The following is a 15,681-nucleotide window of genomic DNA, read 5'->3' as shown; positions in this document are numbered from 1 at the left end:
CAGGCGCAGGGCGCGGCCCAGGGCCTGGACGCAGCGGATGACGCTGCGGGTGGGGTCGGCGAAGACGATCGCGTCGACGCTGGGGATGTCGACGCCTTCGGCGACCAGGCGTGCGTTGGTCAGGATCGCGGTGGTGGCTTGGGCGAAGCGGGTGAAGGTCTTTTCGCGCTGCTGGGGGGTGTCCTCGCCGTGGACGAACAGCGTCTCCGGCTGGGTGGCGGGGACGAGGTGGGGGGCGGTGGCCGCGAGCTGGCGCAGGGTGTGGGGCAGTTCGCGGGCGAAGAGGCGGGCGTCGGAGGTCAGGTTGAAGTAGACGAGCACCTTCTTCAGGCCGTGGTCGGCCATGGCGCGTAGCACGGCCAGGTGCAGGGCGGTGGTGCGCAGGGCCTGGTCCGGTCCCTCGCCCTCGCCGTCGGGGTCGGGTGCGGGGAGGTTGATGCGTTGGCGCAGGTCGTCGTCGGTGAGGGTGGGTACCACGATGCGATAGTCCGGTGCCCGGCCGTCCTCGATCGCCTGGGCCAGCGGATATTCGAAGATCTTTTTGCCGTAGACCTGTTCGTTGTCCATGGAGTTGGCGAACAGCTCGACCGCCGGGCCGGCGGCGGCAGGGGTGCGGCGGCGGGGGCGGGTGGTGTCGGCGGACTCGGCCAGGTCCGGGGCGGCGAAGATACGCGGGGTGGCGGTCATGTAGAGGCGGCGGTCGGCCCGGATGCGCTGGTTGTCGTGGACGGCGGCCCACTTCTTGTCCGGACGGCCGGCGATGCGGTGCGCCTCGTCCATGATCGCCAGGCCGAACGGCGGCACCGCATATGCGGTGTTGCGGGTCTCCTGGATCTTGTCGAGTGAGTCGTAGGTGCAGATCAGCGTCAGGGCCGGGATCTGGTCTGCTCCCTCCCCCACCACCGACATCAGGGCGGCCAGGGTGATGGGGTCGTTGCTCGACATGACGCGGGGGGCCACCAGGTTGTCGCGGCCGGCGGCGTCCATGGAGGAGACGATCACCATGTGCTCGGTGTGGCCGTCGCGCCGCCAGGCCAGTGCGGTCTGGGCGGCCAGGTCAAGGGTGGGCACAACGAACAGCACCAGGCGCGCCTGGAGTTCGTCGGCCACCCGGATCGAGACGAGGGTCTTGCCCGTCCCGGTCGCCGAGACGAACAGCCCTCGCGTCCCCGGGCGGCGCAGATGCCGTGCCACCCGGGACACTGCTTCCGCCTGGTCGGAGAAGAGTGCCCGCTTACCGGGCGGGCCGGGGGCGGTGGCGGCATCCACGGTCATACAGCACTCCAGAGGGTGGCGCGGGCGGCGGCTGGTGGCCGCGCTCCGCTGAGGGGCGCGGCAGGTCTTTCTTGAGAGCCCTGGCCGGTTCACGCTAACACCACCACTCCCCCAAGTACGGCTAATGTGCGTTATTCGAACGCAAGTTGTACGGTTGATGTTCGTTTCAGAGATACAGTGGTGACGGAGGTTCACCATGTCCGAGTTGTTCGATGCTGTTGACGCGCTCGTCGCGTCCCGGTCGCCGCTGCCCCCGCCCCCCGAGCGAAAGCGCCTGCGGCAGGCCCACGGGCTCACCCTCGAAGAGGTGGCGACCGCCCTCGATGTTCGGCGGGCGACCGTCGGCGCGTGGGAGTCGGGCAGGACCGAACCCCGCCCGCCCCAGCGGGAGCCGTACGCACGCCTGCTGCAGCAGCTCGCGCAGCTCTACCCCGCCCCGGCGGCCACCTCATCCGTCGCGGGGAGCGGCCCGCTGGGGGCGGTACCGGCCGCGGTGGCACCCGCCGAACCTGCTGTGCCGGCCGGGTCTGCGCGCGACGATGCGGGCGAGGTGACGCCCGCGCCCGCCGCGGCAACGGTTGTTCCCGCGCAGTCCTCCGCAGCCGCTCCCCCGCCGGCCGCCGCACCGCGCCCGGCACGCGGTTCACGCCCTCCCGGTGCACCGAAGGCCGCCGCTGCCGGTACTCCCGCGCCCGCACGGTCCAGCCGGTTCGAGCACGGTCCGCTGCTCGTCCTGGACGCCGATGACGGGCGGCAGGTGACCGGCTACGGCACCGGCGGTCTGCTCCTGGACGTGCCCGCCAAGTCCCTTCCCGTCCTGGTGGAATGGGCCCTGGCCGAGGCGCGGGTGGGGGCGGAGAAGCTGCACCCGTCGGGCAAGGACGCCGACCCGCTGCTGGTCCTGACCGCAGCGGTGTGCGAGCGCTACGGCCTGCCCCCCGCCCTGTCGGACGCGGAAAGGTCGGCCGGGCGGCTCCCGGAGAGCCACAAGGTCATCAAGCTGCTGGAGCGGGCGGGGTGGCAGCTAACCCGGCGCGGGCTGGGGCCGTGGGCGCGGATCTACCGCCCCGTCTCCGGCGGGCGCCGCCAGTGTGTTCAGCTGTGTATCCCGTCCTGGAACGCCCTGGACGACCGCGCGTGGGGTCACGCCGCAAAGCTCGGCCCGGCGGAGCTGGCCCGGGTGCTAGGGGTGTACGCGCACCGGGTGATGACGCCGGTCGGATCGACCGCGGTGAGCGGGCTGGAGCTGATGACCGCGCTCAACCCGCCCACCCGCGCGAGCGAGCCGGACCAGGACGGCAAACGGCACTCCGAGCACCGGCCCGGCTCCCTGGGCACCCAGGGCCTCGATCCCGCACCGTGCGAGGCGATCGACGGGCACCCCGTCCTGGCCCACCTGCCCCGCTTCCACATCCGCGGGCCCCAGGAGCGGTTGTTCGAGGAGGCGTACGACTGGGCGCGGGACCTGACCGACGCGGAGTGCATGCAGCGCCACCTGGTCGGCGTCGATGTGAACCTGGCGTTCGGCGCGGCCGCCAACGGCGCCGTCGTCGGCCTGGACGCACCACCCGAGCACGTCACCCAGCCGGTCTTCGACCCGGCGGTGCCGGGCTCGTGGCTGGTGGACCTCTCCCACGTCGACCTGGACCGAGTGAAGGTCGCCAAGCAGTGGCGCGAGCTCAACAGTGATCTGCTGCCGAGCCCGTTCACCCCGACCGGCGCACGGCCTGAGGGTCCGGCCTGGTACGCGACGCCGACCGTGGCGTACGCCGTCGAGCTCGGCTACGACGTCACCCCGGTCGAGGCGTGGCTGCGACCTCGGAGCGGGCGGTTCCTTGACGGCTGGTACAAGCGGCTGCGCGACGCCTACGTTGCAACGATGGCCGACCTCAAGGTGGCGGAGAAGCTGACCCCCGGCGAGTTCCTGAAGGCGATGGACGGTCACAAGGCGCGGGATCCTGAGCTGGGGATCGTGCTGGACGCGGTGAAGATGACCGTCAAGGGCGGCATCGGCAAGCTGCAGGAGAAGGCCCGCGGCGGAAACTGGGTGCCGGGGCAGGCGTGGCCGGCACTGGCCCGGCCGACGTGGCGCCCCGACATCCGGGCCACCGTCATCTCCCGGGCCCGCGTCAACATGCACCGCAAGATGCTCGCCCTCGCCGCCGCCACCGGCCGCTACCCCGTCGCGGTCCTCTCCGACTGCGCCGTCTACACCGCCGACGGCCCCAGCCCCCTGGACGTCCTGCCCTACGACAAGGACGGCAAGACCGTGCCCGGGTCATTCCGCCTCGGCGTCTCCCCCGGCATGGTCAAGCACGAGGGCACCCAGGACGTGCTGTGGGGTGTTGGGGTGCTGGAGCAGCTCGGCGCGGAAGGCAAGGTCGCCAACCTCGCCCGGTACATCAAGACCGGCGAGGTCACCGCCCGGGACACCGGAGAATAGGGAGCGTGGCGGTAAATGGTCACCGTTGAGGAAGAACTCGGCCGGGCCGTACAAGGAGCGTTTACGCGCCCGGTGCCCAGGTCCGCCGGGGCGCAAATGCGTTACCTGGTGCGCCGGCACCGGGGCAGCACCCAGCAGGTAGCCGACCTGCTCGGCATCAGCCAGCGCACCGTGGAGCGGTATGTGAAAGACCAGATCAAACAGCCCCGCCCGCAGCTGGCCACCCGGCTGGAGGGAGAGGTCCGCATCCGGTGGCAGCCGCAGGTCAGGGCCGGGCCCGGCAGAAGGCAGCCAGCACCGACGGCATCATGATCGACGTCCAGGCCCGGTTCGGCTACACCGCCGCCGCGGGCTCCACCGACCAGTCCCGCATCCGCCACCTCACCCTCGCCCTCCCACCCCACCACGCCGCCCGCCTCCTCGACGCCCAAGCCGCCGGAATGACCGAGGACCAGCTGCTCCAACTCACCGCCGAAGCACTCGGCGAAACCTACTTCCGCGACAACGGACGCCGCGCCCACGGCCTCGAAGTCGAACTCACCGACCTCCTCGACCTCCAGTTCCGGCTGTAGCCCGGGGGGCTCCCCATGACCTTCACCTGCTCGCGCCAGTCACGGCTCCCCACACCGCGGCGGCAAGGCTGACAAGTAGCTCGCCTCCCTCGCGCTAACCAGCGGCAAGCGCAAGATTCACATCCAACGCCACGAGGGAGGACGGCCGGATCGTCAGAGTCGACGGCAAGGACGCCTCGCCCGTTGACGTTGCCGTCAACTACTGCCGTCACCTCATGCAGAAGCCCCGCCAGGAGGTCCCCTGTCGGAGCTTCTGTTTGCTCATCCCGGCGTGATCGTCGCTCTACCGCTGGCTCCAGACGATGCTTTGTGGCAGCACGCCGTCCTCCCATAGCCGGTCGAGCCTAGCGAAAAGCCGGGGCAGGCTCGTGTCGAACTGTTCCCACGCTGCCCGGTCCAATTCCCGCCATGGATCCGAGATGATCAGACCGGTCGGCAGAGGACCGGTTGAGCCAGCCATCTTCCGGCAAGCAGCACACCACGTGTAGCTGATCACAGCAGGACGACCCGCGTGTTTCGTGTTTCTGAGGTAGGTACGAACCGAAATTTCTCCGCACGAAGGGCAAAGCCACTCTGACTGATCCCGGAGAAAATTTCGCTCTCGCCCGAGAGCCTCGATTTCCGAGGGCGTGAAGCGTGTTACCTGAATCATGAACCCGTCCTTCGTCTGAAAACACCGAGCATAGCCTGCCCGAATGTCTCCGCAGCGGACTCTGTTCCACCCAATGAGTCTGGCCAAGTGGCGTACATCTGGTGATGATAGGTCTCGTGGAAAATCGTGGCCACGGCGGTATCCATATCAGCCAGGCCCATGTTGGAGATCTGAATTACCGGACGTCCTCGCGGGCCCAGGTTCGGCATTCCACTACCATCGTGAGGGCTGTTCCCGTAAGCAGGCAGGCCATCTCCGGCGGTGCGAATCTCCGGCTTGTGCACGATGTCGTATTGAGAAACGCTCATGCTAGCCCTGCCGAGCGCCATCTTCACCTGCTTGATGCTAACGGCAGCGCCATTCTTCCCTCCAGGAGCACTTTGGGGGTCTACATCGCAGTTGTGAACGAGGACCGGCGTGGCACCCGCCAGCACATAGTAGGTGTGGATGTCACGGATGGTGAGGTCGTGGGTGCGCTGGCGCTGTTCAAAGGTGCGGGTGGCGGCGACTGCGGCTATGTCTCCGTCGGCGGTGCGGAGGGTCATGCCGGGTGTGAGATCCCCGGCTTCAATCCACTTCCGCTCTGAGGGGGACCAGAAGGGATGGTTGATGGTGGAGGTGAGGGTAGCGTTCGAGGTGTTGCTGTTTGCCTCGTCTGTTACGCCTCCCTGCCTGGCCCCGGCATCCTTCTCTGCCTTGCGGTCCACCCCGACGGGCTTCGTGCCGATGGTGAGGTCGATGAAGTACTTGTCGTCTTCGGTAGTGATCGTGCGGACGACTTCACGGACAGTCGTTTTACCTGTTTTTGGGTCAGTGGCGATAATTTTTTCGCCGAGCTTGACGTTCTTGATCGGTTTGGTCTTGCCATTCGCGGCCAGAACCTTGGTATCGGGCAGGAAGCTGTGCTTCTCGCAGATCCCGGAAGCAGCTTCCGCTGAACGCTTCTGCGCTGCTTTCAGGGCTGATTCAGCCCGAGCCAACGACTCCTTCGCCTTGGTGACCTTCTTGGAGGCGCTGATCATTCCGGCGACCCCGCCGACAATGTCATCCACCAGGCCGACGACCCGCTTGAGGAGCTTTCCCCCTTTTTCCCATCCCCATGGGGCTCCATATTTCGCGAAGAGCTTTCCTGCTAGGCCGCCGGAGAAGCTCCCGGCGATGTTGAGGACAGTTTCGCCACAGGCTCCCAGGTCTCCGGTGGAGAGGCAGTCGAGGCCGGCTGTGATGCCGATCTCATCCATGAGGATCTTGACGATGGCCTTGGCGGCCCGAACGGTGCGCTGTCTGGCGGAGGAGAACTGCTGCTCGGCAGCCGCCTGGCCTGATGCGGCCTCGTCCCGCGTCTTCTCTGCCTTTTCCGTGTCTGCGTCAGCGCGGTTGGTGATCGGTGTGCGGGAGCAGCTGCGGGGGTCGTGGGAGCCGCAGTCCGCGTAGAGCCCGCTGGGGTCGGACAGTGTGACGGGGCTGTTGTCGGCGTAGGCGTAGCCGTTGATCTGTTGAGGGCGGGTGTAGTCGATGATCGGGTCGACGGAGATGAATTTGCCGAGTTGGGCGTCGTAGGAGCGAGCGCCGATGTGGGTGAGGCCGGTGGAGGCGTCGATGGTGCCCCCTACGAAGCCCTTCTCGCCGGGCCAGGTGCCGTTGGCCTCGCCGCGATCGACGCCGTAGGGGTCGGAGCGGCGCTGGGTGACGGTTCCGGTGGCGGCGTCGATGGCGAGTTCGCCGGTGCCGTGGTGGTCGGAGGCCAGGAAGGACAGCTTGTTGTCGCTGGTACGGATGGCGATGGTCTGGCCGGCATGGCTGTAGTAGCGGGTGGCTTTGACGGTGCTGGAGCCGGCTGCGAGGGAGAGTTCCATGCCGGGGAGGTAGACGGTGGTGGCGTTGCGGTCCTTGCGGACCAGGCGTGAGCCGTCGGGTCCGTAGATGTAGGTGGTGTCGCCCGCGGAGGTTTTGATCTTGGCGGGTTGGCCGGTGGCGTTCCATTCGAGGGTCTGCGTGTTGCCGCCGATGACGCGGGTCTTGGTGTTGCCGCCGTCGTCGTAGGTGTAGGTGGACTGGCTGTTGCCGGTCGGAGTGTTCTCCACGACTTTGGTGACCTGGTGCGGGCCGTCGCCGTCGGTGCCCGCTCCGCCGTAGCTGTAGGTGCGGGTGATGTCCTTGGCCGCGTCGCGGCCGACGTCGTGGAGGATTTCCTTGTTCCGGTTGCCGATCGCGTCGACGCTGTACGACTTCCAGTAGGGGGCCGGCCCGTTCAGCGCGGCCGCGCCGGGAGCGGCGTCGCAGGCGGAGGGCTTGGAGGCATCGAGGCCGCTGCTGCCGAGGGTGCCCGCGCCTTGGGCTGTGGCGGTACTCGCGGCGGGGGTCCACGCGTCCTTCAGGCGGGCGCCGGTGTCGTAGGCGAAGCACTGGACATCGGTGGTCGCCGTGGAGCTGGTGTTGGCGGTGTCGGCGATGGAGAGGACGTTGCCGGCCTGGTCGTAGGTGTACGAGGACTGTTTGACCGGGTTGGTGGCGCCGGCGACGTCGACGGTGGCGGTACGCAGGCGGCCGGTGCCGGCCTCGTATGCGAAGGTCTGGCCGACCTTCCTGCCGCTGCCGGTGTACAGCTCCAGGCCCAGGACCTGGCTGATACCGGAGTAGGTGGTGCCGGTGACGTAGGAGGTGGTGCCCGTCAGGGTGGTGGGGCGCTGGAGCTCGTCGTAGCCGTAGGTAAGGGCTTCGGCCGGAAGGCCTCCGGCAGCGGGCAGTCCGGTCCCGCGGACGGTGCCGTCACGGTTGTAGGCCGTTGTGAACTCATACGTTCCGCCGAGTTCGCCCTCGGTGTTGGGTACGGCGTAGAGGCTCTTCAGCGGTCGGTAGAGGTCGTCCATCTCGGTGACCGAGGAGCCGATGTACTGGGTTGCGTTCACGTAGCGCATGGACGCCCATGCGTGGCCGAGCCAGCCGGCCTTGTCGTACCGGGTCTCGGTGAGTTTGGTGCCGGTCGTCGGCTCGCCTTCCCACGTGAACGTGGGTCGGGACAGGGAGTCGTACTGGGTGGAGACCTTCTTGCCGTTGCCGTCGATTGCCCATTGCACTCGGTCTAGTTCGTCGTACTGCGTGGTGGTAGTGCCGGCGTCGGGATCGATGGATTTGACCTTGCGGCCGAGCTGGTCGTATTCGTAGGTCCAGACGTTGTTCTTGGCGTCGGTTACGGTCTTGAGCTGGCCGTTGAGAGTGTAGGTGTACTTGGTGTCGTCGTAGCCGAGCAGCGCGTCGGGGCGGTCCCCGCGGTAGTGGCGCAGCGTGGTGGTACGGCCGTCGGCGTCGGTGGTGGCGGTGGAGGCGACGCCGCCGGCGGGCGGGTCGGTGTGAATCAGTTCGCCGTCGTAGCGGGTGGTGGTGCGCCACTGCTCAGTGCCTGCGTGGAGGCTGATTTCGGCGGTGGGGCGGCCGAGGCCGTCGTACTCGGTGCGTGTCTGTGCGCCGACCGCACCGTTGCCCGCGGGCAGGAGCTCGTCGCTGGGGGCTCCGGCGGCCCGGTACGTCGAGTTGGTCTTGACGATCTTGCCGACTCCGTCGTACCAGGCATCGGCGACCATGCGGGTGCCGCCGGGGCCTTCGGTCTGTTTCTGGCGGCCGCGCAGGAGGCTGTCGTAGAGCTCGTACTCGGTGCCGTACGTTCCGTCGCTCTCGACCTTTTCGGTCTTGATGGCCGTGGGCAGGTTGGTGCGGACCAAGTAGGAGTACTTGATGCTGGGGGTCTGGGACTTGGCGCGGTCGGGAAGCCAGACTGAGGTGAGGCGGCCGATCGCGTCGTGAGCGAGATCGGTGCGCTTGCCGTTCGGGTCACTCTGGCCGGTGGCGGCGCCGCGCGCGGGGTTGTAGTCGGTGGTGGTGGTGTGGCTGGCGGCGTTGGTGGCGGTGGTCCGGGTCAGCAGGCCGTTGGTCTCGGTGTACTGGGTCTTTGTTTCGTTGTTCTTGGCGTCCTTCTGCCACAACGGGCGTCCGAAGCCGTCGTACCCGGTGGTGCCGGTGGTCTGGTAGGTGGCGGTGGTGCCGTTGTGGGCGGTCATTCTCTCGGTCTTGGTGGCATCACCCTTGGTGGGGGGCGTGCCGAACGCACCGTTGTCGTAGGAGGTGCGCTCGTCGGCCAGGATCTGCTGGGAACGGTCCGGTGTGGTGGCGCACGTGACTGTCGCCACTTCGCTGCGGGATGGCAGCGAAAGGATGTTCTTGCCCGCGTTGTCCGCGTAGTACGTGCGGGTGCAGGTGTCATCGGTGGCGGTGGAGACGTCACCGAGGTCCTCGACGTGGGTGACCCGGCCGGTGCGCGTGGCGGTGTCGTAGGTGGTGGTGCTTTTGGTCTCGCGCCAGCCGCCGGCCGATAGCGGGGTGAAGCCCCGTTCGACGCGGGGCTTGGAGATCACGGCGTGTCGTGTTCCCCAACTGCGTGTCTGTGTTGCGGTGTTGTGTTTCCACGGCTGGCTGATCGTCCGGGAGGCGATGGCGCTGCCGTTGTAGGTGACTGCTTCCAGCTCGTGGCCGGTGTACTCCTCGGCATCCGTGTGCTCGGTACCCTGGGAGTCCTTGACCTTGACGTTGCGTGTGGCACCGTCGGCGCCCTTGTCGCCGTCCATGCCCTGGAGATAGGTGTAGTCGATGCGGGTGGACTGCTTGTCCGCGGTGCCGCTGGTGACCGAGACCTTGCCGTAGCCCTGCCAGTTGCCCCAGGTCAGAAACTTGTCTTCGGTGATGCCGTCGGGCTTGGCTTTCCGCCATGCCGCGTCGCCCTGGTAGTTGTAGCGGGTGACGCTGCTTTCGCCGCCGCCGGTGCGGTCGGTCTCGATGATCTCGGCGACGACGTACTTGTGGAACCAGTCCGTAGTGGGTTCCAGATAGCCTGGAGGCGCCCATTTCACCGGGTAGCAGCGTTTGGTCGACTCGCCGGGCTTGGGCAGGGTGGACGCGGTGCAGTTGGTGGCGGCGTAGTTGACGGTCAGCTGGGAGCCGGTCTCGCTCAGTACGGTGGCCAGGCGGTAGCGATGGAAGGGGGCTATGTTGTCACCGACCGTGTCCACCCGGTTGACCAGTTGCTCGCCGAACAGCTCGATGGCCGGCATCTTTACGGCTGTGCCGTCCCGGCCCTCGTGCTGGATCTTGTCAAGCCAGAGGGCCTTGGAGTCGTCGCCGTTGTCGTGAAACCTGTGGGTGAGCGACCAGTGGTCGACATCCCGGTACGTGGTGGCGCCTGTGCGGATCTGGGAGGTGATTCCGGTCAGCCTCTTGGTGGTGAAGAAGGTCTGGCCCACCGTGCACTTGGTACTCGCGGCACACTCCTGGTCGACCGGGACGTCGGGCCAGTTCGCCGCGTTGGCTTTGGTCCGCTTGGACGGGGCGCAGTCGAACGTGTCGGTGGGCAGGCAGCGCTCGGTGACCTTGAAGTCGATGCGGGCCGGGGCCTTGGCAGCGTAGGCCTGGCCGTCGCGCTGACCGTAGTCGATGCGCTTGAGGTAACCGCCACGGTGGTAGGCGGTGCCATTGACATCCGTCTTGCCGTTCAGGGCGTAGTAGTTGGTCTCCGGCTCGTAGAAGTAGGACATCACGTTGCCGTGCGTGTCCTTGACGTAGTCCAGGCTCCAACGCCAGGCCTGCTTGCAGTGGGCGGAGGCGAACGTTGCGTTGTAGCAGTGCTCACCCTTGTCGTCACCGAAGACCGGCGCGGTCCAGGTGGACTTGGTCTCTTCGTTGCCTGCCGCCCATCCGGGCAGCTGGTTGAGGCCGAAGGAGTACTCGGTGCCGTCGGTAGTGGTGACGACCCAGTGCTCTCCGTCATTGTCGCCGTTCGTCGCGCCAGTGCGCTGCTCGACCTTGGCACCGTCGTCACTGGACAGGTGCCACTTCTTGGTGGTGTCGTCCTGGACCAGCTCGCTGGACTGCCCGTTCAGCAGGATGGTGGCGTTCTCGAACGCCCAGCACTGCTCACCGGATGAGGGGTGCCCGTCCTCCGAGCACGGCTTGTAGCGGCGCTCGATGTACCCGGGGTCGTAGGAGAAGCCATCGCCCGCCCAGGAGCCCTGGTTGTTGGTGGCTGCGGTACGGCCGTCAGCTGCCTGAGAGGAGTAGCCCAGGCCGACCGTCGGCACCAGACCACCGGGCGTGGGCACCGCTTTGAGCGGATAGTTCCATGAGAAACCGCCCGAAGAAGCCGCCACGCTCCAACTCGACGACGGGGCGAGCCCGGTTGCCTTGTAGGTACCCTGCGCCGAGGACGGCCCCGCTGCCAACGCGAACAGACCGGGTGCACCGGCCTTGCTGCCGGTGGTTTGAGGAGAGGCGGTCACCTCGGCGGACAGGGTCTGGGTCTGCGGGTCATTGGTCGTCGCCAGGACCTTGGGGATTGCCGGGCAGGCCTTGCTGCCTGGGGTGGCCACGGCCGCGCACGCGGGCAGCTCGACCATGCGCAGACGTGAGCCGTAGGAACCGCCGTAGCCCTCGGCGAAGGAGGAGTAGTCGATGTCGAGGCGTACGGGTGCAGAGCGTTCCGCGTCGTCGGCGCGCTCCACCTTGAGTACGGCGCTCGCGCCCAGGCGCTTGGCGTCGGCCGCGCCCAACACCTCGACCGCGATCTTGTCCGGGGCGGTGGTCGTCCGCCTGCCCTGGACGGAGGCGGCTGCGACGGGGAGGGATCCGACCATTACGCCGCGGGAGGTCTTTGCGCCCGGGGCCGCGACAGTGATCTCCGCGTCAGCCCTGCCGGGCCAGAACGGCTTGTCCAGACGAGGGTCGACGGTCTTGCTCATGGTGTTTGCCGGCCGCTTGGCCGCCTTGGCCGTGGCCCCCTCGACCACCGGGACCGGGTCCTTCGCCCGCTCCAGTTCTGTCGGCCTGTCCGCGGCTGACGCCACCGGTTGCAGCAATGCGCCGCCGAGCGCGAGAGAGAGGGCGAGCGCGAGAGATCCCCCCACGCGTCTGGGTATGAGCTGGTCGACCAACCGGCCACGGAACGGCATCTGGACTCCACACATCGGTAGCGGCACAACAGGCGCGCGGGCATGTTGGCCGGGCGCATGCATCATGCGAGAGGAATGAAGGACGCGAGAGCGGTGAGGGGCAGGGCGTTCTTGTCCCGCCCCTCACCCCGGGCTACATGTCGGGTATGGCGGTCTGGACCGACATCTGCTTCACCACGGTGAGATCGAGTGCCCCGTCGTACGCGCGGACCTCGTCGATCGCTCCGGCGAAGTGCTCAGCCGAGCCGAGCGCCGATCGCCCGACCTGGAGTCCCTTGGTGGTGGACCACAGCGTGTTGTCCGTACCGCGTGCTGTGCTGGCGAGCTCGCCTTCCACATAGAGACGGATCTCGTTCGCGAAGGCGTCATAGACCACCGCCAGATGCTGGCCGGAGCCGCCGGTGTCGGGCAGTTCCTGGTCATCCTGAAAGACCTTGACCGCCGCCGACGCGGAGTCCGTGTCGGCCACCGCCAGCTCCCAGCGCGATGCGGTGCCGCCGTTCGGATCAGGACGGAAGCGCACCTGCACACGGTTGGCGGCCGCGCCCGGCAGGGAGAACACCGTCTGCGGGACCGTGCCGTCGATGGCAGTGAGCTGGGCGCGAGCGGTGACCGTGAAGCTGCTTGCCCCGTTGGACGGAGCGGCTGCGGTGGCCGCGTAGTCGCCTGCCCCGTCCAGCACCAGGTGCCCTGCGCCGACCAGGGCCGGCGGATCGGGTGAGGCGAACGGGTCATCTGGATCGGCCGGCGCGGGCCTGTAGACCCGCGCGTCACCGGCCAGGGTCAGGGCCTGCCCACCACCGGTCTCCGCCGACGTGGTGCCGCTGGCGGAGTCGAGCTGCCAGTAACCCTTGCGTGTCGGCTTGATCGTCATCAGCTCCGCGACCTGCCCGGCCGGCAGGACGCGGTCGAACACCCGCACCTCGGCGAGGTCGCCCTTGAAATGGTTGCGGTATCCGCTCTTTGCCAGGGCTCGGCCGATCTGGAGTGAACCGTAGGTCTTCCAGACCGAGCGGCGCTGCGCTGTACCGACGGAGGTCTTGTTCACGTACAGGCGCAGCTGCGGACCGCCGGGCGCCTGCGCGTCGTACACGCCGGTCAGAAGCACCCACGCGTCCTTGACCGGGACGAGGGGATTGCCGTCTGTTCCCCTGGCCACAGCCCTCCACTCCCCGAGGGTGTCCACGTCGGTCAGTGGCGTTCCAAACGCCCACGTGCCTACCGTGGTGTCGTAGCCGAGGGTGAAGCCGGGCACTCCCGTGCCGTCCTGGCTGACCACCGTCATGTCACGGCTCAGATCCGTGGGCCGCACCCAGGCGCTGACGCTGAAGCTCCGGCCGGTGTCCAACACCGTGTTGACCGAGTCGAGATAGGAGTTCTCCGTGCCGTCGAAAGAGGCTGCGGCATCCGCCTTGCCGCCCGGGCCGACTGCCCCGAAGGCGACTCCGGAACCCTTGTCGGCGGCGAACTCACCACGCTCGTCGTGCGCAGAGGTGCTGCCCGCCGCATCGGCAAGGTTCCACTGCGCGGTGGCAGGCCTGCCCTCGGTCACCAGGAACTCGTAGCGGGCCTTGGTGCCGGCGTTCCCCGCCTTGTCGACGGAGATCACCTCGACCCAGTTCCGGCCCCACCTCGAAGGTGTCCACGTGACCGAGACCGACCCGCCGGCCTTGGAGGGCTTGGCAGCCGTAGTGGGGTCCGCGTCGCTGTTGAAGCCGTACCGGTAGGACTCCACGTCGGTGTCCGGGACGGAGTCGTTGGGGTTGGGAGCGAAGGTGAAGGTTCCCGCTGTGCCCACGCCGTCGTGTTCGACGGAATTCGACGGATACTCCAGCGAGTTCACCAGTGGCTTACCTGGCTTGGTCTTGTCGAGAATGAACTCACAGCGCTGCGGAGCACCGTCCGTGCTCCACGGCCCCCAGCCGTCACCGTCGTAGGCCCGCGCGCTCCAGTAGACGACCACGCCTTCCGGGATGACCGTTTTCACCCGGTGCCTGTATGGAGTGGTGGAGGTCGGGGATAGATACGAGGTGTCGTATGTGTACGAGGTCTCGGTAGCTGCGCCCTTGGGCGTCCACGCCACCTTGAACTGCACCTTCACCTTGTCCGTCTTGCCGTCGCCGTGGTCGGGGTCGGAAGCGTAGGTAGTCAGCATCGGAGGCTCTTCCGCATACGGGCGCGAGCTGCCCCACTTGCAGGAACCGCCGGGGTCCGACGACATCTTGGCAGTCGACATCTGTCGGGGCAGGTTGTTGTAGCTGACCGACAGGTAGGCGTTGCCACAGATCCGCTTCCACTCCGCGAACCGCGACTCGTCTGCGGCACGCAGCCCCAGAGTCATCGACGACCAGCCGTCCGTCGCGGCTGCCTTGAGCGCACCGGTCAGCTCCCCGGACGCGCCGCTCTCGAAGTGCAGGTTGGCCTCACCGCCGCATGAGGTCGGCGAGATCGCCTTGTCCACGGTCTCCAGGTGATCGACCCACTCGTCCTTGGTGTTGTTCCAGTCACTGGAGGACGACAGTGCGCGGTTTTTGCCACCGACCCTGTACAGCCGGATCGGTTCAGCCTTCGGGGTCGCGCTGTAGATGTGGGCGACGCGGGCAGAGAACGAAGCGCCCAGGACCTGCTTGCCCTTGTAGAACGAGATCGGCATGGTGAACAGCACCCGGCGTACGCCGACGCCGTTGCAGGAGACCGGGTTGTAGTCGGTGGGGCACTTACCCACCCCTGCGGAGTCGGAGTACTTCCAGTCCTGCTCTGACGGCATCCCCGACATTACGCCGGTCCAGGACGTGCGCGGGGTGGTCCGCTGGGTCGGGTCGATCACCACCGGCCACACTGTGTCGGTGCCCTTCAGCAGCGCCTGGTCGGGCATGAGAGTCAGCTTGCCCTTGCTGACTTCTATGTCCAGGGGTGCCCTGAGGCCGCCTCCGCCCGGCCCCTCCAGGGCGGGATCGAGCTGGGCTTCTCCGTTCTGTGCAGCCGTCCGCGACCGCTTTATTCCCGACAGTCCGGCCTGGGGCGTTCCGCTCTCGGCGGTCGCGGCCGAATCCCACATGGTGGGCCGGCCTGCTTCGAAGACCGTGCCGTCGACCTCAGCATCCTTCGCCACGATCGCGCCGGACGGGTCCTCGACGACCTTCAGCCCTGACGTCTTCAGCCCAATGTCGATCTTCGCCATCTCGGGGTCGGCCGCTGCCTGAGGCGTCTTGACCACGAGCAGATGTCCGAAGCCGTCGGCCTCGGCCCGCACCACGAGGTCGACTCCGGGGTGGACCTCCGAGTAGGTCGCGGTGGCCCCCTCGACGCTCGGTGCAGGAAGCACACCTTTCGGCCAGGTCAGCGACATCTCCCTGCCTGCGCGGCGCAGCGTCACGAACGGCTCGTTCGTTGCCCCCCCTGCGAAAGACAGATCGACGGTCGCGGCCTTGGGACCCCACCGGCCGTCCTTTCGCTTCACGAGCGTCTCGTCGACCTTCACCCACGTGCCGGACCGGATCGTGCGGATCGGTTCGGTGTACTCCCTCGCCTCGAACGTGCCGTCCGGCTGGGCGAACACCTCCCGGCGCTCCGAACGCAGGCCGACCACCTCGACCGGCGCGCCGCTCCTGTCCGCTGCGGCCGACGCCGCCGCTTCTGTCTGCGCCGGCCCCGATGCCGCCACCGGCGCCGGCGTCAGCGCCGGATCGGTGGTCTTCAGGTCCGGCTCGGAGTCGAAGGCCAGGGCAGTGGCCATCACGGCCCCTG

Annotated in this window: 3 protein-coding genes and 2 pseudogenes; 2 read left to right on the top strand and 3 right to left on the bottom strand. The window is 67.7% G+C overall.

Going from position 1 to position 15,681, the window contains the following annotated elements:
• Positions 1-60 precede the first annotated feature (60 nt).
• Positions 61-1,275: pseudogene (locus tag AC3CH1_RS35670) on the bottom strand (DEAD/DEAH box helicase family protein); the annotation flags it as partial.
• Between the two features lie 196 nt (positions 1,276-1,471).
• Between AC3CH1_RS35670 and tap the strand changes: the two are divergent.
• Entirely contained in the window at positions 1,472-3,718 is a 2,247-nt protein-coding gene (tap, locus tag AC3CH1_RS35665) for a telomere-associated protein Tap (RefSeq protein ID WP_488466660.1), read from the top strand.
• A gap of 15 nt (positions 3,719-3,733) precedes the next feature.
• Positions 3,734-4,290, top strand: a pseudogene (gene tpg / locus AC3CH1_RS35660) (telomere-protecting terminal protein Tpg).
• Between the two features lie 648 nt (positions 4,291-4,938).
• Here tpg and AC3CH1_RS35655 read toward each other — a convergent pair.
• Both AC3CH1_RS35655 and AC3CH1_RS35650 read right to left on the bottom strand, forming a co-directional pair.
• Positions 4,939-11,934, bottom strand: coding sequence for an RHS repeat-associated core domain-containing protein (locus tag AC3CH1_RS35655; RefSeq protein ID WP_488466659.1), 6,996 nt, complete (start codon positions 11,932-11,934; stop codon positions 4,939-4,941).
• 133 nt (positions 11,935-12,067) lie between these two features.
• On the bottom strand, positions 12,068-15,670 hold the full coding sequence (locus AC3CH1_RS35650) for a LamG domain-containing protein (RefSeq protein WP_488466658.1): 3,603 nt from the start codon (positions 15,668-15,670) through the stop codon (positions 12,068-12,070).
• Between the last annotated feature and the right edge of the window lie 11 nt (positions 15,671-15,681).

It is taken from the genome of Streptomyces sp. MGP-P1, from assembly GCF_057766565.1.
Note: the sequence above shows the minus strand (reverse complement) of the source record. Positions and strands in the feature narration are given on the sequence as shown.